Source organism: Burkholderia sp. 28_3 (genome assembly GCF_003253915.1).
GTDB classification, from domain to species: Bacteria; Pseudomonadota; Gammaproteobacteria; order Burkholderiales; family Burkholderiaceae; genus Burkholderia; species Burkholderia cenocepacia.
In genome coordinates this window covers 171,328-194,762 of the sequence record NZ_QKZF01000009.1, presented here as the reverse complement: position 1 = coordinate 194,762, position 23,435 = coordinate 171,328, and the positions used below count along the sequence as shown (strand labels likewise).

Sequence of the window (23,435 nt, the reverse complement as noted above, 5' to 3'; positions counted from 1 at the left end):
TTGCGCCGGCGCATCTCGGTAGTCAACCGCCCTTGGCAGCCCGCCGCGGAGGACTACACTAATCCTTAATGGGGTGCGGCCGGATAACCGCGCCCTCAGGGAGACGCCGCCATGAATCGGCCGCTGAATCGTATCCTGCCGCGCGTGACCGGTCCCGCCTCGGTGTGGACGTGGGTCAAGTGGTCCTTGCTCGCCGCACTGTTGATCACGGTCGCGATCGTCGCACGGCTCGTGCAGACCGAGATCGAAACGTCCCGGTTGCAGGCGCACTACCTGTCCGAGCTCACCCGCGACGTCGGCTACACGGTCGAGGCGGGGCCGAGCGATCACATCCGCTTCCCGGCAAACGGCCCGTACGACCAGCGCTTCGGCTACGCGATGATTCCCGCGTTCCAGCAGCGGCTGCTCGCACGCGGCTTCGTCGTCAGCGAGCAGGCGCGCGATTCGCAGCGGATGCTGTCGCTCGGCGAGCGCGGGCTGTTCCTCCCTTACGAAGAGAAAGACCAGACGGGCCTGATGCTGTTCGATTCGACCGGCTCGCCGCTGTTCGCGACCGTGTTTCCGCAGCGCGTCTATGCCGATTTCGACACGGTGCCGCGCGTGATCACCGATTCGCTGCTGTTCATCGAGGATCGCTACCTGCTCGATGCGAACGAGCCGAACCGCAACCCGGCGATCGACTGGGGACGCTTCAGCCGCGCGCTCGCCGACCAGGCGCTGCACGTCGTCAACCGCCACCAGGCGCGCCCGGGCGGCAGCACGCTCGCGACGCAGATCGAGAAGTTCCGCCATTCGCCCGAGGGCCGCACCGCGACGCCGCCCGAAAAGCTGCGGCAGATCGCCTCCGCGTCGGTGCGCGCCTACCTGAACGGTCCGCAGACGATGCTCGCGCGCCGCACGATCGTCGTGCGCTACCTGAACTCGGTGCCGCTCGCCGCGCGGCCGCACGTGGGCGAAATCACCGGCATCGGCGACGGTCTCGCCGCGTGGTACGGCCGCGACTTCAACGACGTGAATCGCGTACTGTCCGCGCCGACGACCGGCGACAACGTCGATCAGCAGGGCAAGACGTTCCGCGAGGTGTTGTCGCTGCTGATCGCGCAGCGCGCGCCGTCGTACTTCCTGAACCGCGGCTATCCGGCATTGCAGAAGCTGACCGACAGCTACCTGCGGCTGCTGTCGAACGGCGGCGTGATCTCGCCCGCGCTGCGCGATGCCGCGCTCGCCGCGCAGATCGAACGCAGCGCGCCGCCGGCCGCCGCGCGCGTGCAGTCGTTCGTGTCGCGCAAGGCCGTCACGTCCGCGCGCGCGTCGCTGCTGTCGGCGCTCGGCATCAGCGACCTGTACCAGCTCGACCAGCTCGATCTCCAGGCGACCAGCACGCTCGACAACGGCGTGCAGCAGGCGGTCGCCGCGCGGCTCGCGCAAGCGTCGACGCGTGAAGGCGCACAGGCCGCCGGCCTGTACGGTTTCGAAATGCTCGCGCCGAAGGACGACCCGTCGCACCTCACGTACAGCTTCACGCTCTACGAACACCGCAACGGCGCGAACCTGCTGCGCGTGCAGACCGACAGCGTGAACCAGCCGTTCGACGTGAATCGCGGCGGCCGCATCAATCTCGGCTCGACCGCGAAGCTGCGCACGCTGATCACGTACCTGCAGATCGTCTCCGACCTGCATGCGCGCTACGCGAACCTGTCGAACGCGGAGCTCGCACGCGTGAAGCCCGATCCGATCGACGGGCTGTCGCGCTGGGCGCTCGACTATCTGTCGCATACGCGCGACCGCTCGCTGCAGGCGATGCTCGACGCCTCCGTCGAACGCAAGTATTCGGCGAGCCCGGACGTGTTCTACACGGGCGGCGGCGCGCAGGTGTTCTCCAACTTCGAGAAGTCGGACAACGGCCGCATCATGACGCTGCACGCGGCATTCGAGCATTCGGTGAACCTGGTGTTCGTGCGGCTGATGCGCGACATCGTCCACTACGAGACGCTGCAGGCGGCCGGGCCGTCGTCGTCGTGGCTCAACGATCCCGCGCAGCGCCAGCACTACCTGCAGCAATTCGTCGACGGCGAAAGCCAGGTCTACGTGAAGCGCTACTACACGCGCTATGCGGGCAAGGCGCCCGACGACGCACTCGCGCTGATGCTGCGCGACGTCCGCAAGTCGCCGCCGAAGCTCGCGACGGTGCTGCGCAGCGTCGCGCCGAACGAATCGCCCGCATGGTTCAATGCGCAGATGCGTGCGCAACTGAAGGGCACGCCGGCCGCGACGCTGTCCGACGACGATCTCGCCGCGCTCTACGCGAAATACGCGATCGACCGCTTCAATCTCAACGATCGCGGCTATATCGCGAGCGTCCATCCGCTCGCGCTGTGGACACTCAACTACCTGCGCGCGCATCCGGGCGCATCGCTCGCCGAGGTTCAGCGCGACAGCCGCGATGCGCGTTTCTACACGTATTCGTGGCTGTACAAGACCCGCTACCACGCGACGCAGGACCGGCGCATCCGCCGCATGGTCGAGCTGCGTGCGTACGCGGAGATCACGAAGTCGTGGCGCGCGCTCGGCTATCCGTTCGCGGAAGTGACGCCGTCGTATGCAGCCGCGATCGGCGCATCGGGCGACCAGCCCGACGCGCTCGCGAAACTGATCGGCCTGATCGCCAACGGCGGCCAGAAGGCGCCGACCGAAACGATCACGCGGCTCGATTTCGCGAAGGGCACGCCGTACGAAACGCGCTTCGTGCGCGCGGCCGCGCAGCCGCAGCCGATGCTGGCGCCGGAGATCGTCAACGTGACGCACACGCTGCTGCGCGACGTCGTGCTCAACGGCACCGCGCGCCGCCTCGCAGGCGGGCTCACGCTGCCGGACGGCAAGACGCTCGACGTGTACGGCAAGACGGGGACGGGCGACCAGCGCTTCAACGTCTATGCGCGCGGCGCGCGGCTGATCGAGTCGCGCAAGGTCAATCGCAGCGGCACCTTCGTGTTCGCACTCGGCGACCGGTTCTTCGGCGTGCTGACGGCGACCGCGCATGAGCCGTATGCGGCGCGCTACGACTTCACGAGCGCGATGGCCGTGCAGTTGCTGAAGTCGATGGCGCCGGCGCTCGCGCCGCTGATCGAACGCCCGGCCAGCGCCGGCACGCGCACCGCCGGACCGGCGCCGCAAGCGGAAACGCCCGCGCCGAACGCGGCGGCCGTGCAACCGTCGTGACGCGATCGCGGCCCGCAGGCGCCCGCGCCGATGCGCCGCTCAGAGCGAGCGGCCGTCGTAGTGCGTGACGGGCAGCGCGTCGAGGTCGACGCCTTCCAGGCAGCGCACGTTGATCGCGGCCATCGCGGTGCCGTCCGGATGGACGCCTTCGCCGAACGCATGAATCCCGCAGCGCTTGCAGAAGCGATGCTGGATCACGTGCTTGTTGAACATGTAGGTCGCGAGATGCTCGTCGGGCGTCAGCAGCTTCATGTGATCGCGCGGCACGAACCACATCAGCGCGCCCTTGCGCTGGCAGATCGAGCAGTTGCACGCCATCACGCCCTGCAGGTCACCTTCCGCCTCGAACGTCACGTCTCCGCAATGACAGCTTCCGCGATAAAGCATGGTCGTCTCCCGGTGCAGCCCGTGCGCATCGCCGGCGCCCGGGCGGGACACCGTTGGCCGGGCCGATCCAAGCGCGTACAGTAGCGCTCGCATGCGCCGCACGCAATGTCCGGGCGGCGCCCATCCCTCACCGACCCAGGAGACCGTCATGCTCGAACTGCGCCCCGGCTGCGAATGCTGCGACAAGGACCTGCCGCCCGATTCGGCGGAAGCGCGCATTTGCACATTCGAATGTACGTTTTGCGCGACCTGCGCGGACGACGTGCTGAAGGGCCGCTGCCCGAACTGCGGCGGCGACCTGGTCGCCCGCCCGCGGCGGCCGGCGAGCCTGCTCGCGAAGTACCCGCCGTCGACGGAACGCATCCACAAGCCGGGCGGTTGCGCGAACGCCTGACGGCACGCCGCCGGCGCCGCCCGCCTCGCGTCCGTCACGACATCTCGATCCGCGCGCGCGTCACCGCGAGCAGCATCGCCATCGCGTGGCGCGCACCGTCCTCGTCGCGCACGCGGATCGCGTCGCTGACGGCCGTGTGCTCGGCAAGCGACGCGTTGTACACCTCGGCCCGGCGCGCGTTCAGCTGCAGTTGCGCCTCGAGCGTGCGATCGATCAGCGCGCCGAGCGGCACCAGCAGCTCGTTGCCGCCGGCCTCCAGCACGCTCAGATGAAAGCGCAGGTCGGCGCGCACCCATTCGTCGACGTTGCGCGCGGCGGCCATCGCCCGCACCGCGTCGTCGATCGCGTCGAACGCTTCGGGCGTATGGGTGCGCGCGGCCAGCGCGGCCGCGTGCGGCTCGATCATCTCGCGCATCTCCTGCAGCTTCAGCGCGAACGCGAGCGGCGGCGCGACGCGCGCATACCAGTCGAGCAGGTCGGCATCGAGCAGGTTCCACGCACGACGCGGCCGCACGCGCGTGCCGACCTTCGGCCGCGATTCGACCAGCCCCTTCGACGTCAACGTGCGCAGCGCCTCGCGCATCACCGTGCGGCTCACGCCGTACATCTCCATCAGGTCGGGTTCCCTCGGCAGCAGCGATTCGGGCGGATAGTCGCCGCGCAGGATCGCCGTCGCGAGCCGGAAGGCCGTCTGTCCATGCAGGTCGCGTTGAATGATCGTTCTCCGTCGGGCGGGCTGCCCACTATCTGCACATTAATGCTATTAATACTATTTTTTATTCGACTACGCTAGGATAACCGCGAAAGCACGGATCGTGCGCCCCGGCCGCGCCGGTCAATCATGGAGACTCGCGTCATGAAAATCACCCGCCTTGAAACTTTCGTCGTTCCGCCCCGCTGGCTGTTCCTCAAGATCGAAACCGACGAGGGCATCATCGGCTGGGGCGAGCCGGTCGTCGAAGGCCGCGCGCACACCGTCGAGGCCGCCGTGCAGGAACTGGCCGACTACCTCGTCGGCCGCGACCCGCTGTTGATCGAGGATCACTGGCAGGTGATGTACCGCGCGGGCTTCTACCGCGGCGGCCCGATCATGATGAGCGCGATCGCGGGCGTCGACCAGGCGCTGTGGGACATCAAGGGCAAGCATCACGGCGTGCCCGTGCACGCGCTGCTGGGCGGCCAGGTGCGCGACCGCATCAAGGTGTATTCGTGGATCGGCGGCGACCGCCCGAGCGACGTCGCGAACAATGCGCGCGCGGTCGTCGAGCGCGGCTTCAAGGCCGTGAAGATGAACGGCTCAGAAGAGCTGCAGATCGTCGACACCTACGACAAGGTCGAGCAGGTGATCGCGAACGTCGCGGCGGTGCGCGACGCGGTCGGCCCGCACGTCGGGATCGGCGTCGACTTCCACGGCCGCGTGCACAAGCCGATGGCGAAGGTGCTCGCGAAGGAACTCGACCCGTACAAGCTGATGTTCATCGAGGAGCCGGTGCTGTCGGAGAACGCCGAAGCGCTGCGCGACATCGTCAACCAGACCAACACGCCGATCGCGCTCGGCGAACGGCTGTACTCGCGCTGGGACTTCAAGCACATCCTCGCGGGCGGCTACGTCGACATCATCCAGCCGGACGCGTCGCACGCGGGCGGCATCACCGAGTGCCGCAAGATCGCGACGTTCGCGGAAAGCTACGACGTCGCGCTCGCGCTGCACTGCCCGCTCGGGCCGATCGCGCTCGCCGCGTGCCTGCAGCTCGACGCGGTCAGCTACAACGCGTTCATCCAGGAACAGAGCCTCGGCATCCACTACAACCAGGGCAACGACCTGCTCGACTACCTGCGCAACCCCGAAGTGTTCCGCTACGAGGACGGCTTCGTCGCGATCCCGCAGGGCCCGGGGCTCGGCATCGACGTGAACGAGGAGAAGGTGCGCGAGATGGCGAAGACCGGCCATCGCTGGCGCAACCCGGTGTGGCGCCACGCGGACGGCAGCGTCGCCGAATGGTGATGAACGCGTGAGATGACGAAGCCGGGTGGCGCGGCACGCGCGCCGCGCCACACGTTCGACACGGCCGCCCCGACCAGGCGGCCGTTCTTGCATCCGCGCCACGCCCGCCGCGCGCCGGCATCTCGCGTCGGGTCGCGCCGTTCGGTCGTCAGCCCGTTCGGTCGTCAGCCGAGCGCCGCGAACCCCGGCACGCTGAACGACAGCACGGCCGCCGCGACGAACACGCCGATCATCGTCATCCCTTCGAGATGCAGGATGTTGCGGAACGTGTGTGCGTCCTCGGTCGACGCGGTGCGGCGCAGACGCGGCAGCGCCGAGAAGCGGTTGAGCCCGCCGAGCACCAGCGCGAGCGCGACGAGCAGCAGCTTCAGCAGCAACACGCGTCCCCACGTGCTGCCGTCGAGCGGCGCGAGCGAGCCGCCGAGCCCGCGGATCGCGTTGAGCACGCCCGTCCCGAGCACGAAGACCACCGCGACGATCGACGTGCGCGACAGGTGCTGGCCGATGCGGATCAGCGCGCCGCGCGCGACCGACGACCCGAGCGCCGGCAGCACCGCGAGCCCGCCCGCGAGCACGAGGCCGCCCCAGACGGCGGTGGCCAGCAGGTGCAGCGTCTGCACGCCGACCGCCGCGGACAGCACGCCGCTGTCGGCCGCATGGCCGAGCGACGCCTTGCCGGCCGCGACCACGATCACCGCGAGCCACAGCACCGCATGCGCGAGCGGGCCATCCGGCTTCGCGAGCGCGACGATCGCGAGCACCACCGCGCCGGCGAACGCCACGCTCCACGCGAAGCCCGTGTGCGTCTGCATCAGCATGACGGGGATCGCGGCGAACGCGCCGCCGAGCCCCGCGCCGCTCATCGTCGCGGCCTCGTAGACGAGCCAGCCGAGATCGGCGAGCACCAGCGCCAGCGCCGCCGCGACGAGCGAATGTTGCGCGCGCAGCCATGCGGGGTGCGACGGCGCGACGACCGGCCGCGCGCCGTCCTTGCCGAGCCACGCCTTGAGCAGCGCCGAGCCGACCGCCATCGCGAACGCCGCATCCATCAGCGCCGCGAGCGCGACCTGGCCGATCCACAAGCTGTCGAACTTCATCGCACGCACCCTCCCGCAAGCGGCAGGCCGGCAATGCGGCGGCAACGGGACGGACAGCGTGAGGCAGGCAACGGCACGGTAAAAAACGTCATCGATGAATCCGGAAACGGGAGAAATGACTGGACCTGCGGCGCAGGCGCCGCGCGACCCGCGAGTGTACGGTCTTCGATGGTGAAAACGCACGCCGGTTCACACGGCCCCACCGCAATGCGCGTCAAATTGTCGCAAGTCGCAAACAGACAGGAACCGATGTCCTTTCGTCAAATAGCCGTCATTACCCATCGATGATAGAATGCCGCGTCGCAGCAGCCCGGCTGTCCTGCCGTCCATGCGCCGAGCCGATCGTAGCCCGGACAAGGTCCCCGACGAATAAACATGGAGTCTCGTGTGTCTTCAAGACGCCTCTTCCGTCCGCTGCTCGCCGTTCTGATGATCGGCGGCGCGGGCCTTATGAGCGCTGCCCAAGCGCAGACCAAGCCCACGGAGCAAGCGCACGCCCAGCAGGCGCCGCTCAAGGCACCCGATACCATGGCCGAGCGCGTGCGCGGCTGTACCGCATGCCACGGCGTCCACGGCCAGGGCACGGACAACGACTATTTCCCGCGTCTTGCCGGCAAGCCGGCCGAGTACCTGTACAACCAGCTCGTCAACTTCCGTGACGGCCGGCGCAAGTACCCGCCGATGAACTACCTGCTGACGTACCTGAGCGACGACTACCTGCGCGAAATCGCCGAGCATTTCTCGGCCGAACGTCCGCCGTACCCGACGCCGGCGAAGCCGACGCTGCCGGCCGCGACGCTCGCACGCGGCAAGCAGCTCGTCACGCAGGGCGACCCGTCCCGCAAGCTGCCGGCTTGCGTAGCCTGCCACGGCGCAGGGCTGACCGGCATGCAGCCGGCGATCCCGGGCCTCGTCGGCCTGCACGCCGATTACCTGAGCGCGCAGCTCGGCGCATGGCGCTCGGGCAACCGCCACGCGAAGGCACCCGATTGCATGCACGACATCGCCGCGAAGCTCTCCGACGAAGACGTGACGGCCGTGACCGCATGGCTCGCCGCGCAACCGGCGCCCGCCAACCCCGTGCCGGCCCCGGCGCGTTCGATGAAGACTCCGCTCGCCTGCGGCAGCGAACCGCAATAAGGCAAGGGAGACAGACACAATGAAACGCAAGTCCCTGTTTGCACTCTCGGCCGTCGCGATCGTCGCGGCTGCCGCCCTCGTGCCGGTCCTGTGGCCGGGCAACGACACGCTGCACGGCGCTGCCGCCGTCGCGGCCACGCCGGCCGACCAGGCCGCGCTGATCAAGAAAGGCGAATACCTCGCGCGCGTCGGCGACTGTATCGCGTGCCACACCGTGCGCGGCGGCAAGTCGTTCGCGGGCGGCCTGCCGATGGCGACGCCATTCGGCACGATGTACACGCCGAACATCACGCCGGACGACCAGAACGGTATCGGCAAGTGGACGTCGGACGACTTCTACCGCGCGATGCACACGGGCCGCTCGAAGGACGGCAGCCTGCTGTACCCGGGCTTCCCGTTCGCGAGCTACACGAAGGTCACGCGCGCCGATTCGGACGCGATCTACGCGTACCTGCGTTCGGTCCCGCCGGTGTCGGTGCCGAGCCGTCCGCACGAACTGAAGTTCCCGTTCAACAACCGCAACCTGCTGATCGGCTGGCGCACGCTGTTCTTCAAGGAAGGCGAATACAAGCCGGACCCGACGAAGTCGGTCGAATGGAACCGCGGCGCGTATCTCGTCGAAGGCCTCGGCCATTGCTCGATGTGCCACACGTCGATCAACATGATGGGCGGCCCGGTGAGCTCGTCGGCGTTCGCCGGCGGCCTGATCCCGCTGCAGAACTGGTATGCGCCGTCGCTGACGAACGACAAGGAACTCGGCCTCGGCGACTGGCACGTGCAGGAGCTGTCCGACCTGCTGCAGGCCGGCGTGTCGCAGAAGGGTGCGGTATTCGGCCCGATGGCGGACGTGGTCCACAACAGCCTGCAGTACATGACCGACGAAGATACGCGCGCGATGTCGACGTACCTGAAGTCGATCCCGCAGAAGGCTGAAGCGCCGAAGAACATGCAGTACGAGCCGTCGAAGCAGTTCGGCAACGCGCTGTTCGACCAGGGCAAGAAGATCTACGCGGACAACTGCGCGACCTGCCACGCCGAAACCGGCGCCGGCAAGCCGCCGGCCTATCCGCCGCTCGCGGGCAACCACTCGATCATGATGGAATCGGCCGTCAACCCGATCCGCATGGTGCTGAATGGCGGCTATCCGCCGAGCACGTTCAAGAATCCGCGTCCGTACGGGATGCCGCCGTTCGCACAGTCGCTGTCGAACCAGGAAGTCGCGGCGGTCGTCACGTATATCCGGATGTCTTGGGGTAACAACGGTACGCCGATCTCGCCGCAACAGGTGAGCGACCTGCGTTCCGCGCCGCTCGACTAAGAAGCGGCTCACACAAACGGGGCGCGGCTGCGGGAAACCGCGGCCGCGCCCTTTTGCTTTTTGGCTGTTTTGCGATGCAGGTTTGCCGCGCGGGCCGCGCGACGCATCGCCGATCATAAAACTCAAGAGTGGTATCTATGTCTTTCGAATCTCTCGGCCTGGCCGAACCGCTGGTCAAGGCGGTCAACGAGCTCGGCTACACGTCGCCGACCCCGATCCAGCAGCAGGCGATCCCGGCCGTCCTCGGCGGCGGCGACCTGCTCGCCGGCGCACAGACCGGCACCGGCAAGACCGCCGGCTTCACGCTGCCGATCCTGCAACGCCTGCACACGTTCTACGCCGAGCACCGTGGCGCGAAGCGCGCGGTGCGCGCGCTGATCCTCACGCCGACGCGCGAACTCGCCGCCCAGGTCGAGGAAAGCGTCCGTGCGTACAGCAAGTACCTGAAGCTGCGCTCGACCGTGATGTTCGGCGGCGTCAGCATCAATCCGCAGATCGATGCGCTCAAGCGCGGCGTCGACATCGTCGTCGCGACGCCGGGCCGCCTGCTCGATCACATGCAGCAGAAGACCATCGACTTGTCGGATCTCGACATCCTCGTGCTCGACGAAGCCGACCGGATGCTCGACATGGGCTTCATCCACGACATCAAGCGCGTGCTCGCGAAGCTGCCGCCGCAGCGTCAGAACCTGCTGTTCTCGGCCACCTTCTCCGATGAAATCAAGGCGCTCGCCGACAGCCTGCTCGACTCGCCCGCCCTGATCGAAGTCGCGCGCCGCAACACGACCGCCGAGAGCGTCGCGCAGAAGATCCACCCGGTCGATCGCGACCGCAAGCGCGAGCTGCTCACGCACCTGATCCGCGAACACAACTGGTTCCAGGTGCTCGTGTTCACGCGCACCAAGCACGGCGCGAACCGGCTTGCCGAGCAGCTGACGAAGGACGGCATCAGCGCGATGGCGATCCACGGCAACAAGAGCCAGTCGGCCCGCACGCGCGCGCTGGCCGAGTTCAAGAACAGCACGCTGCAGGTGCTCGTCGCGACCGATATCGCCGCGCGCGGGATCGACATCGACCAGTTGCCGCACGTCGTCAACTTCGACCTGCCGAACGTGCCCGAGGATTACGTGCACCGGATCGGCCGCACGGGCCGCGCGGGGGCGACCGGCGAAGCCGTGTCGCTCGTGTGCGTCGACGAGAAGCAGTTGCTGCGCGACATCGAGCGGCTGATCAAGCGCGAGATCCCGCAGGAAGTGATCGCGGGCTTCGAACCCGATCCGAACGCGAAGCCGGAGCCGATCCAGCAGCGCCGCGGGCAGCAGCAACCGCGTGGCGGTGGCGGCGGCGGCAATCGCCAGCCGCGTGCCGGCGGCTCAGGCCAGCCGGCCGCAAAACGCGACGGCCACGCGCAACCGAAGGCCGCGAAGCCGCGCACGCAAGGCGGTGCCGGCGCCGGTGGTAACGGCGGCGGACGTCCGGCGGGCGGTGGCAACGGCGCCCGCCCGGCGAACGGCAACGCCGCGCACGCGAACCGCAACCGTTCGTCGCGCAGCGGCCAGCGCGGTCACTGAAGCCGCGCGGCCGCGCGCCGCAGGTGCTCGACCTGGCGTTGCCAGCGTGCGAGCACCGCGGCGCGCTCCCCTTCGAGCGTGAACGTGACGCCTGTCGCGAGACGCGCATAGCCGACCCGCTGCGCATCGCCGTGCGCGATCGTCGCAGCGAATCCGGCCAGTCCGCCGAAGTCTCCTTCGAGCGGCGCCATCTCCAGTTGCGCCTGAAAGAACGCACCGTCCGCGACGAGCGTCAACGCGGCCGTGCGCCGCTGCGCGATCGCGCGCGCCGCCCGCGACTGCGGCCAGAGCGCGATCAGCAGCGTGCGCGCATCGCGTGCATAGATCTCGCCGACGCCGAGCAGCGTCGTGCGCAACTGGCCGTCGTCGGTCGCGACGATCAGCGATGCGGCCATGTCGGCATGACGCTCGAGTGCGGTGCCGTCGAACCGCGACACAACGGTGGGCGGCCACGCGTCGAACGTCCATTGTTCGAGCGCGTGGCGATGGGTATCGGTCATGATGGCGTGGCCCCGGTGCGGATCGGATGAGGATGCGCCAGCATACGCGCGACGGGCCGTGCCGCGGCGATCAGCGCAGGAAAACGTGCCGCGTGATCTTCGTGAGTGGATAGTGGACGCCCGGCTGGATCTTCGCGGGCAGGTCGAGCGGCTTGAGCAGCATCTTCACGCACATGTCGGCCGACAGGTTGCGCCGGACGAGCGAATTGATGCGCGCGGCGCGCTCGCGGTTGTACTGGCTGTCGCCGACGCGATCCGGATAGCGGATCGCGAACACGTGGCGCAGCGCGATCTCGGAGTCCTCGTTCTTGATTTCCATCACGCGGCGCGCGAGGGCGCCGAGCACCGCGAGCCGGCCGTTGCCTTCGACCTGGTTGTACTTCTTGAAGAACTTGAAGAAGTGCTTGTAGTGACGCACTTCGTCCGTGCGGATGTTGTCGGTGATTTCCTTCAGCACCGGCTCGTCCGAGCATTCGTTGATCGCGCGATAGAGCGTGGCCGTGCCCGTCTCGACGACGCAGCGTGCGACCATTTCGAGCGCGCGGGTTTTTTCGAACGCCTCGACCGAGCAGGTCTTCGAATACTCGGCAAAGAAATTCGCGAACGCGGTATCCCAGTCGAACTCGGGCCACACGTGCGCGATGTACGCCTTCAGCGCGCGGCCGTGCTGCAATTCTTCGTGCTCCCATGCATTGTTGAGCCATGCGGAGACTTCCGGATCGTCATTGAAGAATTCGCTCAGATTGCTCGTATAGAGATCCGAGCCGCTCTCGATGAACGACGACGCGCACAGCAGCAGCAGCAGATCCTCGTTCGCGGCGGCACGCTGACGATCGATCCGGTTCAGGTCGATGTCCTCGATACGCCACGGCATCACATGCGTCGTTTTGGTGTCCATGGTAGTGCGCTCCCAGTCGTCGCGCGGAGGCCGGCCCATGCCTGGGGCACAGGCGCCAGCCGATCCGCAGGCGGCGTTTTACTTGCGTTTATAGTGAATCGGTCCGGCCGAACCATCTTGGCATCTTAGCCGGACTTTGATGTTCGTGCTCCAGAGCACTGACCATACCCGACGAGCGCAGTTCCACGGCGCCTGTTGCCGTGCGTTAGACGAGTCCTTCAAACCGCTTGCGCGTGCTCGATGGCAGGCGCCGCGCCAAATGAAAACGGGCGGCCGTCGGGCCGCCCGTCATGCCGGGACACTGCCAAGCAGGCTGGAAGCGATCCGTCAGAAACCGGCCGCCAGCCCGTCGCGCCGGCTGTCGCTCGCGGCCACGTAGCCGCGCTCCGGATCGTCGGGATCGAGGCGCCAGACGAACTGCCCCGAGCCGAAATCCATGTAAGGATCGTCGATCGACTTGATCGTATGGCCGCGCGCGGCCAGCCCGTCGACGGTCGCGCGGTTCATCGTGGCCTCGACGTCGAGCGTGAAGTCGCGGTTGACCTTCCAGCGCGGCGCGCAACACGCGGCCTGCGGTTGCTGGCCATAGCCGAGCATCCGCACGATGGTCTGCAGATGGCCTTGCGGCTGCATGTCGCCGCCCATCACGCCGAAGCTCATCACCGCCTCGGTGCGGCCATTGGCTTCCTCGGTGACGAACGCCGGGATGATCGTGTGGAACGGCCGCTTGCCGCCCGCGACGACGTTCGGCGAAGCCGGGTCCATCGAGAAGCCGTGCCCGCGGTTCTGCAGCGCAATGCCCGTGCCGGGGACGACGAGCCCCGAACCGAAGCCCATGTAGTTCGACTGGATGAAGCTCACCATCATCCCGCGCTCGTCGGCCGCCGACAGGTAGATCGTGCCGCCCGAATGCGGACGGCCGGCGGCGAAGTGCGTCGCCCGCGCGCGATCGATCAGCTTCGCGCGTTCGGCGAGATACGCATCGTCGAGCATCTGTTCGGGCGTGACCTCCATCGCGCGCGGATCGGCGACGTAGCGATAGACGTCCGCGAACGCAAGCTTCATCGCCTCGATCTGCAGATGCTGCGAATCGACCGAGTCGACCGGCCATTCGGTCACGCCCGCATGCTCGGCGATGCCGAGCGCGATCAGCGCGGCGATACCCTGCCCGTTCGGCGGAATCTCGTGAATCGTGTGGCGGCCGAAGCGCTTGCCGATCGGCTCGACCCATTCCGGCCGGTACGCGCGCAGGTCGGCTTCCGTCAGCGCGCCGCCGCCTTCGCGCGCGAACGCGGCGATACGCTCGGCGAGCGCCCCTTCGTAGAACGCACGGGCGCCGTCCTTCGCGAGCGTGCGCAGCGTCTGCGCATGACCGGGCAGGCACACGCGTTCGCCGACGAGCGGTGCGCGGCCGCGCGGCATGAAGGTGTCCGCGAAGCCCGGCAGGCCCTGCAGCTCGGGAACGGCCGCCGCCCACTTGTGCGCGACGATCGGCGGCACCGAATAGCCGCGCTCCGCGATCTCGATCGCCGGCTCGAGCAGGTCCGCGAACGGCAGCGAACCGAACTTCGCGTGCAGCGCTTCCCAGCCCGCGATCACGCCCGGCACCGTGACGGTGTCCCAGCCGCGCGTCGGCTTGTTCGCGATGCCGTGCGCGTCCTCGCCGTGGCGCTTGCGAAAGTAGTCGACGTTCCAGGCGGCCGGCGCCACGCCCGATGCGTTCAGCCCGGACAGCCGCTCGCCGTCCCACACGAGCGCGAATGCATCGCCGCCGAGCCCGCACGACACGGGCTCGACGACCGTGATCGCGGCGGCGGCGGCCAGCGCCGCGTCCACCGCGTTGCCGCCCTTCCACAGCATCCGCAACCCGGCCTGCGCGGCCAGCGGGTGCGACGTCGACACGACGTTGCGCGCGAACACCGGAATGCGGGTCGTCGGATACGGGTTGTGCCAGTTGAAGCCACTCATCGATACCACCTCGTCGAAAGCTGAATGAACGTGCCCCGCGTGAACGGGCAATCCGCCATTGCAGCGCGATCCGCGCGATCGCACAAATTCATTTGTCAAATGAATCCATGCGTTTTCTACATGAATCGCGCGCGGCGATGTTCCGCAGGCCGGCCGAACGCCGTTGCCGCCCTTACAATACCCGCTCCGTCTCACGACACGACCATCGAGCCATGACCCGAGATCCCCGCCTCACCCTCAACGCGCGCCAGCAGGAATTGCTCGAATGGGTGCAGCGCGACGGCTTCGTGACCGTCGACGATCTCGCCGCGCACTTCGCGGTGACGCCGCAGACGATCCGCCGCGACGTGAACTGGCTCGCCGACCTGAACCTGCTGCGCCGCTACCACGGCGGCGCGAGCCTGCCGACCAGCTCGGAGAACGTGTCGTACACCGCGCGCCAGCGGATGTTCCACGACGAGAAGCGGCGCATCGCGGCGCTCGCGGCGTCGCACATCCCCGACCAGGCGTCGCTGTTCATCAACCTCGGCACGACGACCGAGGAAGTCGCGCGCGCACTGAACCGCCATCACGGGCTGCACGTGATCACGAACAACCTGAACGTCGCGTCGATGATGAGCGGCTACCCCGACTGCGAGGTGCTGATCACGGGCGGCATCGTGCGGCCGTGGGACAAGGGCATCGTCGGCGAGCTCGCGATCGACTTCATCCGCCAGTTCAAGGTCGACTACGCGATCATCGGCACGTCGGCGATCGAGGCCGACGGCACGCTGCGCGATTTCGACACGCGCGAGGTGCGCGTCGCCGAGGCGATCATGCAGCATGCGCGCACGGTCTACCTCGTGACCGACCATTCAAAGGTCGGCCGCCCGGCGCTGGTGCGCCAGGGCCATCTGAGCCAGGTGCATGCGCTCTTCACCGACAAGCCGCTGCCGCCCGAAATGGCCGATACGGTGGCGGCCGCCGGCACCCAGGTGTACGTCGCGGAATGACCGTTGCGATGCTGCACCGCACCTGAAACTTCAAGTGAAATCAAGAAGTTGGCGCCGCGCGCAAACCGCTTGTGGCGGGCCCTTCTGTCAAACGGAAAATTAACGGGGCACGATTTGTCGTTGCCTGCGCGCTCGACTAGACTCCAGTTCCCCGGCCCGTTCGCCGATCCGCCTGTGCCAGGGCGGTGCGAATCGCAGGGCCGGCGAAGACAGCTTTCCCCCCAAGCCATACCCCGCGGGGTATCGCGCGTCGGCGGTGCGCCGGCCGCGCGGGCAGTCCGATTGCCATGGAGAGAAACGATGCTGAGTCCGCATGAATTCGCCACGCTATTGCTTGTGAAGGACGCGCCTGATCAGCGCGACATGGATCGGGATGAACTGGACATCCTGCTCGAACAACAGCTCGTCCGCCTGGAAGGGCTCGGCTCGGGGCGCAAATACTGCGTGACCGAGACCGGCGACGCCGCGCTGCGATCCATCAAATACCGCTATTCGTAAGCTCCGCCGCTCCCTGACCTGAACCTGCTCGCGCGGCCGGAATCGGCCGCGCGGTCGTTCCTGCCTCCCGCCTGCCCGTTCGTCGCCGTCGGCCTCAACCGCCGCGCAGCGTCGGATCGACCGCCGCCCGCCAGCTGATGGCCTGCGCACGCGCGCCGTTGAAATACGCGATCCAGCCGGCGCGTGCCGCCGCGTCAGGCGCCACATAGTGGGCCGAAAGTTCGTTTACGAACGCACAATAGTTCGCTTCGGTCAGCCCGCGATACCGTTTCGCCACGTACGCGTCGTACAGCGTCGAGTAGACCGGCTGCGCGTCCGCGCCCCAGTCGCGCGCCGCGCCGCCGCACGACGTCTGCAGGTCGACGAACGACGGCGCCCGCCAGTTGCCGGCGAGCGGCGGCATACCCGCGCCGCACCCCGCCAGAAGGACGGCGCACACGCCGACCCACATCCCAATACGCATGATTCACCTCGCGAAACGGTCGATTCCGCCAGTATCGTCCGGGATCGTGTCGCGCGCTACTGGCCCCGCTTTTTCGAACTTTACTTTTTCGATTCCGTTCGTTAAATTTCGAATTCGAACATTTCATGTTCGCCCCATTTCAACAGACGATAAGGACAGCAGGTGACCCAACCGAATCGCTACGATCTGCTCGTCGTCGGCGGCGGCATCAACGGCGCGGGGATCGCGCGCGATGCGGCCGGCCGCGGCCTGTCGGTCATGCTCTGCGAGCAGGACGACCTCGCGTCGCATACGTCGTCGTCCAGCACGAAGCTGATTCACGGCGGCCTGCGTTACCTCGAGTACAACGAGTTCGGACTGGTGCGCAAGGCGCTGCAGGAGCGCGAAACGCTGCTGCGCGCGGCGCCGCACATCATGTGGCCGCTGCGCTTCGTGATGCCGCACATGCCGAACCTGCGCCCGGCCTGGCTGATCCGCATCGGCCTGTTCCTCTACGATCACCTCGCGAAACGCGAGCTGCTGCCCGGCTCGCGCGGCATCGACATGCGCCGCCACGCGGCCGGCGCGCCGCTGATCGACTCGATCAAGCGCGGCTTCGTGTATTCCGACGGCTGGGTCGACGACGCCCGCCTCGTCGTGCTGAACGCGATGGACGCGAAGGAGCGCGGCGCCGAGATCCTGACGCGCACGAAGCTCCTGTCCGCCGAACGCCGCGGCGACGAATGGGAAGCGCGGCTGCAGCAGGCCGACGGTTCGATCCGCGTCGTGCAGGCGCGCGCGATCGCGAACGCGGCCGGCCCGTGGGTCGGCGACGTGCTGCACGGCGCGCTCGGCCGCGGCGCGCATCACAGCGTGCGGCTCGTGAAGGGCAGCCACATCATCACGCGCCGCCTGTTCGATCACGATCACGCGTACATCTTCCAGAACCCGGACAAGCGGATCATCTTCGCGATTCCGTACGAGCACGACTTCACGCTGATCGGCACGACCGACGTCGAATACACGAGCGATCCGGCGAAGGTCGCGATCGATCGCGACGAGACGCAGTACCTGTGCGATTCGATCAACCGCTATTTCAAGCGCAAGATCTCGCCGGCCGACGTGCACTGGACCTATTCGGGCGTGCGCCCGCTGCTGGAAGACGAGAACGCGGCGAACGCATCGGCCGTCACGCGCGACTATCGCCTTGAACTCGACGACGGCGCGGGCGCGCCGCTGCTGTCGGTGTTCGGCGGCAAGATCACGACGTTCCGCAAGCTCGCGGAAGAAGCCGGCGACATGCTGTGCCGCGCGCTCGGCCGCGACGCGAAGACCTGGACGGCCGGCGTCGCGCTGCCGGGCGGCGACATCGCGGACGCGAAGTTCGACGGGTTCGCCAGCGCGTTCGCGAAACGCCATCCGTGGCTGCCCGCCGCGCTCGCGCGCCGCTATGCACGGGCGTACGGCACGCGTGCGGAGCGCGTGGTGGCGGACGCGAAGTCGCTCGCCGATCTCGGCGCCGAAATCGCGCCGGGCATCCACGATGCCGAACTGCGCTACCTGCGCGACGCCGAATGGGCGACCTGCGCGCAGGACGTGCTGTGGCGCCGCTCGAAGCTCGGGCTGCACGTCGCGCCCGGCACGCTCGACGCCGTGACCGCCGCGGTCGACGCATGGTTCGCCGCCGCGCATGCGCCGCACGCCTGATCCGAATGCAGTTGCAGTTGCCTGACCGACGTTGACTCACCGACGCGCCGCTCACATGCGGCGCGCATCACAACTAAGCCAATCCACGGATGGAGATGAGAGACATGCAGGACCAGTACATCCTCGCGCTTGACCAGGGCACCACGAGTTCCCGCGCGATGCTGTTCGATCGCCAGGGCAATATCGTATCGATCGCCCAGAAGGAATTCGAACAGATCTACCCGCAACCCGGCTGGGTCGAGCACGACCCGCAGGAAATCTGGTCGACGCAAGCCGGCGTCGCCGCGGAAGCCGTCACGCGCACGGGCCTGAACGGCACGTCGATCGCCGCGATCGGCATCACGAACCAGCGCGAAACCACGATCGTCTGGGATCGCGAGACGGGCCAGCCCGTCTACAACGCGATCGTCTGGCAGGATCGCCGCACGGCCGACTTCTGCGACTCGCTGAAGAAGCAGGGCCTCGAAGCGAAGGTGCGCGCGAAGACCGGCTTGCCGATCGACTCGTACTTCTCCGCGACGAAGATCCGCTGGATCCTCGACAACGTGCCGGGCGCGCGCGACAAGGCGCGCCAGGGCAAGCTCGCGTTCGGCACCGTCGACAGCTGGCTCGTGTGGAACTTCACGAAGCATGAGCTGCACGTGACCGACGTGACCAACGCGTCGCGCACGATGCTGTTCAACATCCATACGCGCGAGTGGGACAGCGAGCTGCTCGAACTGCTCGACATCCCGCGCAGCATGCTGCCCGAAGTGAAGGCGTCATCGGAAATCTACGGCCACACGAAGACCACCGTGTTCGCATCGAAGATCCCGCTCGCGGGCATCGCCGGCGACCAGCATGCGGCGCTGTTCGGCCAGATGTGCACGACGTCGGGCATGGTGAAGAACACCTACGGCACCGGCTGCTTCCTGATGATGAACACCGGCGACAAGCCGATCGAATCGAAGAACAACCTCGTCACGACGATCGCCTGGCAGATCGGCGACGACGTACAGTACGCGCTCGAAGGCAGCATCTTCATCGCGGGCGCGGTCGTGCAGTGGCTGCGCGACGGCGTCGGCCTCATCAAGACGGCCGCGGAAATCGAGGCGCTCGCCGCCAGCGTGCCGCATACCGACGGCGTGTATCTCGTGCCGGCCTTCGCCGGCCTCGGCGCGCCGCACTGGAACGCGCGGGCGCGCGGCTCGGTGTTCGGCGTCACGCGCGGCACGAGCGCCGCGCATCTGGCGCGCGCGGCGCTCGATGCGATCGCGTACCAGTCGCTCGACGTGCTGGCCGCGATGGAAGCCGATTCGGGCATCAGCATCGGCGAGCTGCGGGTGGACGGCGGCGCGAGCGCGAACGACCTGCTGATGCAGTTCCAGGCCGACCTGCTCGGCGTCGACGCGGTGCGCCCGCAGATCACCGAGACGACCGCGCTCGGCGCGGCCTACCTCGCGGGCCTCGCGATCGGCTACTGGAAGAACCTCGACGAAGTGCGCGACCAGTGGCAGCTCGATCGCCGCTTCGCACCGTCGATGCCGAAGGAGCAGGTCGAGCAGCGCATGGCCGGCTGGCAGCGGGCGGTGCGCGCCGCGAAGGCATGGGCCGACGACGCCCAGTAATCCGAATCAGTCCGGACGACATACAACAACACCGGCGGACCGCGCGACGCGCGAGTCCGCCGTGACATACGAGAGACAATCATGTCACCTTACATTGCAGAATTCATCGGCACGGCGATCCTCGTGCTGCTCGGCAACGGCGCGGTCGCAAACGTGCTGCTTGCAAAGACCAAGGGCAAAGGCGCGGACCTGATCGTGATCGTGATGGGCTGGGCGATGGCGGTATTCGTCGCGGTCTACGTGACCGCGTCGTTCAGCGGCGCGCACCTGAACCCGATCGTCACGATCAGCCTCGCGCTCGCGGGCAAGTTCGCGTGGTCGAAAGTCGGCGGCTACGTCCTCGCGCAGATGCTCGGCGGGATGGCCGGCGCGTTGCTCGTGTGGCTCGCGTATCGCCAGCACTTCGCGAAGGAAGCCGATGCGGACCTGAAGCTCGCGGTGTTCTGCACGGCGCCGGCGATCCGCAGCGTCACGCACAACGTGCTGACCGAAGCGATCTGCACGTTCGTGCTGATCCTCGGCGTGCTGTATCTCGCGTCGCCGCAGGTCGGCCTCGGCGCACTCGACGCGCTGCCCGTCGGCCTGCTGGTGCTCGGCATCGGCATCTCGCTCGGCGGCCCGACCGGCTATGCGATGAGCCCCGCGCGCGACCTGTCGCCGCGCATCATGCATGCGCTGCTGCCGATTCCCGGCAAGCGCGACAGCGACTGGCGCTATGCATGGGTGCCGGTCGTCGGCCCGCTGCTGGGCGGCGCCGCGGCGGCCGGCCTGTATCTGCACCTGCACACCACGATCTGATCGCGGTTTGAACGAGCGCGCGGCCTGCACTGCCGCGCGCTTCACGCCCCTGCGTCGTTCTACCGGTCATTCACGGCCGTCACCAGCGATTTCAGCTTCACGTCGACGTCCGCGACCGCCGCCGGCGTCACGTCGGCCCCGCGCTCGACCAGCATTCTCGCCACGCGCATGTCCTTCACGAATCCCGCTGCACGGCCGAAGCCGCTCGCCGCGACGAGCCGCGCGCGCGCGTCGAAATGGAAATGGATTTCCGCATCGTCGCCGAGCACGCGCGCGACCGACCGCGTGCCGAGCGCCGGCTCCCCGGCCACCTGCAACTGCGCATCATATTGATCGGACCAGAACCACGGCGTATCGCGATACGGCTCGCCCGCGCCGAGCATGTTGCGGGCGGCGACGTGCGCCTGCGTCTCCGCGCCGTGCCACGTCTCCTGCCGAACCGGCTGGCCCGATAGCGCGCTCGGAAACACCGCGACGTCGCCGGCCGCGTAGATGCCGCGCGCCGACGTCTCGAGCTGCGCATTCACGACGATCCCGCGCTCGACCGCAAGGCCCGCGTCGCGCGCCAGCTCGTCGGCCGGTTCGATGCCGATGCCGGCCACGACCGTGTCGGCGATCAGCGTGTCGCCGTCGTCGAGCACGACGGCCAGCGCCCCGCCCGCGGTCCGCTCGATCGCCACCGGCTTTCGGTTCAGGCGAATCGCCACGCCCCGCGCGTCGTGCAGCGCATGCACGCGCGTCGCGATGGTGGCCGGCACGGCGCGGCCGAGCAGCCGCGGCGCCGCATCGAGCACGGTCACGCGGCAGCCGCGCTGCCGCGCCGACGCCGCGACTTCGAGACCGATGAAGCCGCCGCCGATCAGCACGATCCGCGCGTCGGGCACGAGCCGCGCGCCGAGCACCGCCGCATCGTCGAGCGTGCGCAATGCGAATACCCCGTCGAGCGCCGCGCCCGGGATGGCCAGGCGACGCGCACGGCCGCCCGTGGCCAGCAGCAGCGCGTCGTAGCCGAACACGTGCCCGCCGGACACCCGCACTTCGCGTGCGTGCGGTTCGATGCGCTCGACGGTCGCGACGATCCGTTCGATGCGATCGGCCGCCCAGGCTTGCGCATCGCGCAACCGGCATTGCGCCGCGCTGCGCTCGCCCGTCAGCACGCCCTTCGACAACGGCGGCCGCTCGTACGGCGGATGCGGCTCCGCGCCGATCAGCACGATGCGCCCGCGCCAGCCGCACGCGCGCAGCTCCTGCGCCGCGCGGCCGCCCGCATGGCCCGCACCGACGATCGCCATCACCCGGTCGCTGTTCATTGCGTCATACCTCGATCAGGATGCGGCCGTCTTCGATCTTCGCGCGGTACGTGCGCAGCTTCTCGCACGCGGGCGCCGACAGCGGCCGGCCGTCGCGCACGTCGAAGCGGCCGTTGTGCTTCGGGCATTCGATCACGTGATCCATCACGAGCCCGTCCGCGAGATGCACCTGCTCGTGCGTGCACAGGCCATCGCTCGCATACACGTGGCCGTCGATCCGGTAGATCGCGTACGTGCGGCCGCCGTGGTCGAAGCGTGCGACGTCTTCATCGTCGATATCGTCGAGCGCGCCGGTGTCGATCCATTGCGTCATGGTGTGTGTCTCCTTCGTCGGGATATTGGATAACGGCTAGGCGCGCGCGGCATCGGGCACCGGCCGCACGACGCAAGCGGACGGGTCGCGCGTCTGCCGGACCAGCGCCGGCACGATCTCCGCGTACGCGGCCAGCGTGCTGCGGTACGGCGGCGGCATGTCGGCCTTCACGGCTTCATGCAGCTTCGGCAACGCATGGAACGGCACCATCGGGAACATGTGGTGCTCGACGTGATAGTTCATGTTCCAGTACAGGAAGCGGAACACCGGATTCATCATCACGGTCCGGCAATTGCGCCGGTGATCGAGCACGTTCTCCGGCATGCCCGCGTGCTGCGTGAGGCCGAAATACAGGTACAGCCACGCGCCGTAGAGGCTCGGCAGCCCGATGTAGAGCAGCGGCAGGATCGTGTGCCAGTAGAGCGCCGCGCCCGTCACGAGTGCGTAGATCGCGAGATGGATGCGCGACTCGCGCACGACCTTCGGCCATTCCGATGCAGGTACGTAGGTGCGTTCCTCGTCGTCGAGCCGGCCGGTGAACGACACCGCGATCATCTTGCGCAGTTCGCCGGCCACGTGCTTCAGCGCGACGACGTTCAGCGCGAGCGTGAGCCAGTCGGTCGGCTTCGGCGCGGCGATTTCCGGATCGCGCCCGACGATCAGCGTATCGGTGTGATGGCGCGCATGGCTCCAGCGCCATGCAGTCGCGCGGCGGAACACCTGGAACGACGCGACCTGGTACAGCGCGTCGTTCATCCAGCGCGTGCGGAACGCGGTGCCGTGCCCGCATTCGTGCCAGCGCGAATCGGCCGGGCTGCAGTACAGCGTGCCGTACACGAAGAATGCGGGGATCGCCCACGCCGAGTGCGCGCGCCACGCCAGCCACGCGAGCGCGCCGCTGATTGCAATCGCCGCGTACCAGATCAGCGTGTCGCGAATCGCACGCGCATCGCCGCGCTGCATCAGCTGCTTCATCAGCGGCCGCGGCACCGCGCAGCGGTACCACGCGGCGTTGACAAGCCCGGCCGCGTGCGCGCGCTCGCCGGCGCCGCCAATCATTCGGTATGCCTGACGGCGCGCCGCCGTGGGTTCGCCTGCCGGGTCGTCGGGTTGGGCCACGTCTGTCTCCTGGGGTTCTTGTGCGGGGGAAGCGCGGCAAGCGCTTCGCCATAGGAACGAAATTAGGCGAGCGGCCGCCCCGCCTCAATCGAAACGTTGACGAAATTTCGCCACCGCTTTAGCGTTCCCGACAACGCCACGCGATCGATGGC

At 68.0% G+C, this 23,435-nt stretch carries 21 protein-coding genes; 11 read left to right on the top strand and 10 right to left on the bottom strand.

Going from position 1 to position 23,435, the window contains the following annotated elements; genetic code table 11:
* Positions 1-111: 111 nt before the first annotated feature.
* Positions 112-3,219 (top strand): transglycosylase domain-containing protein, encoded by a 3,108-nt coding sequence (locus tag DFS13_RS20700; RefSeq protein WP_111442060.1) that lies wholly within the window; start codon positions 112-114, stop codon positions 3,217-3,219.
* 39 nt (positions 3,220-3,258) lie between these two features.
* Here DFS13_RS20700 and DFS13_RS20695 read toward each other — a convergent pair whose 3' ends face one another.
* On the bottom strand, positions 3,259-3,606 hold the full coding sequence (locus DFS13_RS20695) for a GFA family protein (RefSeq protein WP_043205698.1): 348 nt from the start codon (positions 3,604-3,606) through the stop codon (positions 3,259-3,261).
* 148 nt (positions 3,607-3,754) lie between these two features.
* On the opposite strand from DFS13_RS20695, the gene DFS13_RS20690 reads away from it, so the two are divergent.
* A complete protein-coding gene (locus tag DFS13_RS20690) occupies positions 3,755-4,000 on the top strand; it encodes a DUF1272 domain-containing protein (protein WP_006483256.1) in 246 nt (81 codons plus the stop codon).
* A 34-nt stretch (positions 4,001-4,034) separates the two neighbouring features.
* Here DFS13_RS20690 and DFS13_RS20685 read toward each other — a convergent pair whose 3' ends face one another.
* Positions 4,035-4,718 (bottom strand): FadR/GntR family transcriptional regulator, encoded by a 684-nt coding sequence (locus DFS13_RS20685; RefSeq protein WP_034178258.1) that lies wholly within the window; start codon positions 4,716-4,718, stop codon positions 4,035-4,037.
* A gap of 138 nt (positions 4,719-4,856) precedes the next feature.
* Between DFS13_RS20685 and dgoD the strand changes: the two genes are divergently transcribed.
* Positions 4,857-6,005 (top strand): galactonate dehydratase, encoded by a 1,149-nt coding sequence (dgoD, locus tag DFS13_RS20680; protein ID WP_111442059.1) that lies wholly within the window; start codon positions 4,857-4,859, stop codon positions 6,003-6,005.
* A 164-nt stretch (positions 6,006-6,169) separates the two neighbouring features.
* On the opposite strand, the gene DFS13_RS20675 is transcribed toward dgoD, so the two are convergent.
* On the bottom strand, positions 6,170-7,102 hold the full coding sequence (locus DFS13_RS20675; protein WP_006483260.1) for a CopD family protein: 933 nt from the start codon (positions 7,100-7,102) through the stop codon (positions 6,170-6,172).
* A gap of 375 nt (positions 7,103-7,477) precedes the next feature.
* Between DFS13_RS20675 and DFS13_RS20670 the strand changes: the two genes are divergently transcribed.
* The 3 genes from DFS13_RS20670 (at position 7,478) to DFS13_RS20660 (ending at position 11,131) form a co-directional block, all read left to right on the top strand.
* Positions 7,478-8,242, top strand: a complete 765-nt coding sequence (locus DFS13_RS20670; protein WP_006483254.1) for a c-type cytochrome — start codon at positions 7,478-7,480, stop codon at positions 8,240-8,242.
* Positions 8,243-8,261: 19 nt separating this feature from the next.
* The gene (locus DFS13_RS20665; protein ID WP_006477897.1) at positions 8,262-9,560 is read left to right on the top strand and encodes a cytochrome c; all 1,299 of its coding nucleotides are present in this window, start codon (positions 8,262-8,264) and stop codon (positions 9,558-9,560) included.
* A gap of 137 nt (positions 9,561-9,697) precedes the next feature.
* Positions 9,698-11,131, top strand: coding sequence for a DEAD/DEAH box helicase (locus DFS13_RS20660; protein WP_006497357.1), 1,434 nt, complete (start codon positions 9,698-9,700; stop codon positions 11,129-11,131).
* Here the strand turns inward: DFS13_RS20660 and DFS13_RS20655 are convergent.
* The 3 genes from DFS13_RS20655 to DFS13_RS20645 form a co-directional block, all read right to left on the bottom strand.
* Positions 11,125-11,631 carry a hypothetical protein gene (locus tag DFS13_RS20655; protein WP_006484466.1) on the bottom strand — a complete coding sequence of 169 codons (507 nt, stop codon included), beginning with the start codon at positions 11,629-11,631 and terminating at the stop codon, positions 11,125-11,127. The genes DFS13_RS20660 and DFS13_RS20655 overlap by 7 nt on opposite strands.
* 70 nt (positions 11,632-11,701) lie before the next feature.
* Complete coding sequence (locus DFS13_RS20650) at positions 11,702-12,529, bottom strand: ferritin-like domain-containing protein (protein WP_006484464.1); 828 nt, start codon at positions 12,527-12,529, stop codon at positions 11,702-11,704.
* Between the two features lie 327 nt (positions 12,530-12,856).
* Positions 12,857-14,497, bottom strand: coding sequence for a gamma-glutamyltransferase family protein (locus tag DFS13_RS20645; RefSeq protein WP_059720713.1), 1,641 nt, complete (start codon positions 14,495-14,497; stop codon positions 12,857-12,859).
* 212 nt (positions 14,498-14,709) lie between these two features.
* On the opposite strand from DFS13_RS20645, the gene DFS13_RS20640 reads away from it, so the two are divergent.
* Both DFS13_RS20640 and DFS13_RS20635 read left to right on the top strand, forming a co-directional pair.
* Entirely contained in the window at positions 14,710-15,489 is a 780-nt protein-coding gene (locus tag DFS13_RS20640) for a DeoR/GlpR family DNA-binding transcription regulator (protein ID WP_006493999.1), read from the top strand.
* Between the two features lie 300 nt (positions 15,490-15,789).
* Positions 15,790-15,987, top strand: coding sequence for a hypothetical protein (locus DFS13_RS20635; RefSeq protein WP_006477892.1), 198 nt, complete (start codon positions 15,790-15,792; stop codon positions 15,985-15,987).
* A 94-nt stretch (positions 15,988-16,081) separates the two neighbouring features.
* Here DFS13_RS20635 and DFS13_RS20630 read toward each other — a convergent pair whose 3' ends face one another.
* Complete coding sequence (locus DFS13_RS20630; RefSeq protein WP_060210848.1) at positions 16,082-16,450, bottom strand: hypothetical protein; 369 nt, start codon at positions 16,448-16,450, stop codon at positions 16,082-16,084.
* A 162-nt stretch (positions 16,451-16,612) separates the two neighbouring features.
* Here DFS13_RS20630 and glpD point away from each other — a divergent pair, with 162 nt between their 5' ends.
* The 3 genes from glpD (at position 16,613) to DFS13_RS20615 (ending at position 20,541) form a co-directional block, all read left to right on the top strand.
* Positions 16,613-18,136, top strand: a complete 1,524-nt coding sequence (glpD, locus tag DFS13_RS20625) for a glycerol-3-phosphate dehydrogenase (RefSeq protein ID WP_006484470.1) — start codon at positions 16,613-16,615, stop codon at positions 18,134-18,136.
* A 104-nt stretch (positions 18,137-18,240) separates the two neighbouring features.
* Positions 18,241-19,743: a glycerol kinase GlpK gene (gene glpK / locus DFS13_RS20620; protein ID WP_006497360.1), complete on the top strand. Its 1,503-nt coding sequence runs from the start codon at positions 18,241-18,243 to the stop codon at positions 19,741-19,743.
* An 81-nt stretch (positions 19,744-19,824) separates the two neighbouring features.
* A complete protein-coding gene (locus DFS13_RS20615) occupies positions 19,825-20,541 on the top strand; it encodes an MIP/aquaporin family protein (protein ID WP_006484467.1) in 717 nt (238 codons plus the stop codon).
* Between the two features lie 59 nt (positions 20,542-20,600).
* Here the strand turns inward: DFS13_RS20615 and DFS13_RS20610 are convergent, their stop codons facing one another.
* Genes DFS13_RS20610 through DFS13_RS20600 form a run of 3 tightly spaced genes read right to left on the bottom strand, consistent with a single transcriptional unit; the run spans position 20,601 to position 23,283 of the window.
* On the bottom strand, positions 20,601-21,851 hold the full coding sequence (locus DFS13_RS20610; RefSeq protein WP_111442058.1) for an NAD(P)/FAD-dependent oxidoreductase: 1,251 nt from the start codon (positions 21,849-21,851) through the stop codon (positions 20,601-20,603).
* Between the two features lie 4 nt (positions 21,852-21,855).
* Positions 21,856-22,164, bottom strand: coding sequence for a non-heme iron oxygenase ferredoxin subunit (locus DFS13_RS20605; protein ID WP_006491266.1), 309 nt, complete (start codon positions 22,162-22,164; stop codon positions 21,856-21,858).
* Positions 22,165-22,200: 36 nt separating this feature from the next.
* Complete coding sequence (locus DFS13_RS20600; protein WP_006497362.1) at positions 22,201-23,283, bottom strand: fatty acid desaturase family protein; 1,083 nt, start codon at positions 23,281-23,283, stop codon at positions 22,201-22,203.
* Between the last annotated feature and the right edge of the window lie 152 nt (positions 23,284-23,435).

Bases quoted from the DNA above. Each gene is read 5' to 3' on its own strand.
- DFS13_RS20645 (WP_059720713.1), bottom strand. From the start codon at position 14,497: ATGAGTGGCTTCAACTGGCACAACCCGTATCCGACGACCCGCATTCCG.
- DFS13_RS20650 (WP_006484464.1), bottom strand. From the start codon at position 12,529: ATGGACACCAAAACGACGCATGTGATGCCGTGGCGTATCGAGGACATC.
- DFS13_RS20695 (WP_043205698.1), bottom strand. From the start codon at position 3,606: ATGCTTTATCGCGGAAGCTGTCATTGCGGAGACGTGACGTTCGAGGCG.
- DFS13_RS20670 (WP_006483254.1), top strand. From the start codon at position 7,478: ATGGAGTCTCGTGTGTCTTCAAGACGCCTCTTCCGTCCGCTGCTCGCC.
- dgoD (WP_111442059.1), top strand. From the start codon at position 4,857: ATGAAAATCACCCGCCTTGAAACTTTCGTCGTTCCGCCCCGCTGGCTG.
- DFS13_RS20655 (WP_006484466.1), bottom strand. From the start codon at position 11,631: ATGACCGATACCCATCGCCACGCGCTCGAACAATGGACGTTCGACGCG.
- DFS13_RS20615 (WP_006484467.1), top strand. From the start codon at position 19,825: ATGTCACCTTACATTGCAGAATTCATCGGCACGGCGATCCTCGTGCTG.
- DFS13_RS20630 (WP_060210848.1), bottom strand. From the start codon at position 16,450: ATGCGTATTGGGATGTGGGTCGGCGTGTGCGCCGTCCTTCTGGCGGGG.
- DFS13_RS20605 (WP_006491266.1), bottom strand. From the start codon at position 22,164: ATGACGCAATGGATCGACACCGGCGCGCTCGACGATATCGACGATGAA.
- DFS13_RS20665 (WP_006477897.1), top strand. From the start codon at position 8,262: ATGAAACGCAAGTCCCTGTTTGCACTCTCGGCCGTCGCGATCGTCGCG.
- DFS13_RS20640 (WP_006493999.1), top strand. From the start codon at position 14,710: ATGACCCGAGATCCCCGCCTCACCCTCAACGCGCGCCAGCAGGAATTG.
- DFS13_RS20675 (WP_006483260.1), bottom strand. From the start codon at position 7,102: ATGAAGTTCGACAGCTTGTGGATCGGCCAGGTCGCGCTCGCGGCGCTG.
- DFS13_RS20635 (WP_006477892.1), top strand. From the start codon at position 15,790: ATGCTGAGTCCGCATGAATTCGCCACGCTATTGCTTGTGAAGGACGCG.
- DFS13_RS20700 (WP_111442060.1), top strand. From the start codon at position 112: ATGAATCGGCCGCTGAATCGTATCCTGCCGCGCGTGACCGGTCCCGCC.
- DFS13_RS20690 (WP_006483256.1), top strand. From the start codon at position 3,755: ATGCTCGAACTGCGCCCCGGCTGCGAATGCTGCGACAAGGACCTGCCG.
- DFS13_RS20610 (WP_111442058.1), bottom strand. From the start codon at position 21,851: ATGAACAGCGACCGGGTGATGGCGATCGTCGGTGCGGGCCATGCGGGC.
- DFS13_RS20660 (WP_006497357.1), top strand. From the start codon at position 9,698: ATGTCTTTCGAATCTCTCGGCCTGGCCGAACCGCTGGTCAAGGCGGTC.
- glpK (WP_006497360.1), top strand. From the start codon at position 18,241: ATGCAGGACCAGTACATCCTCGCGCTTGACCAGGGCACCACGAGTTCC.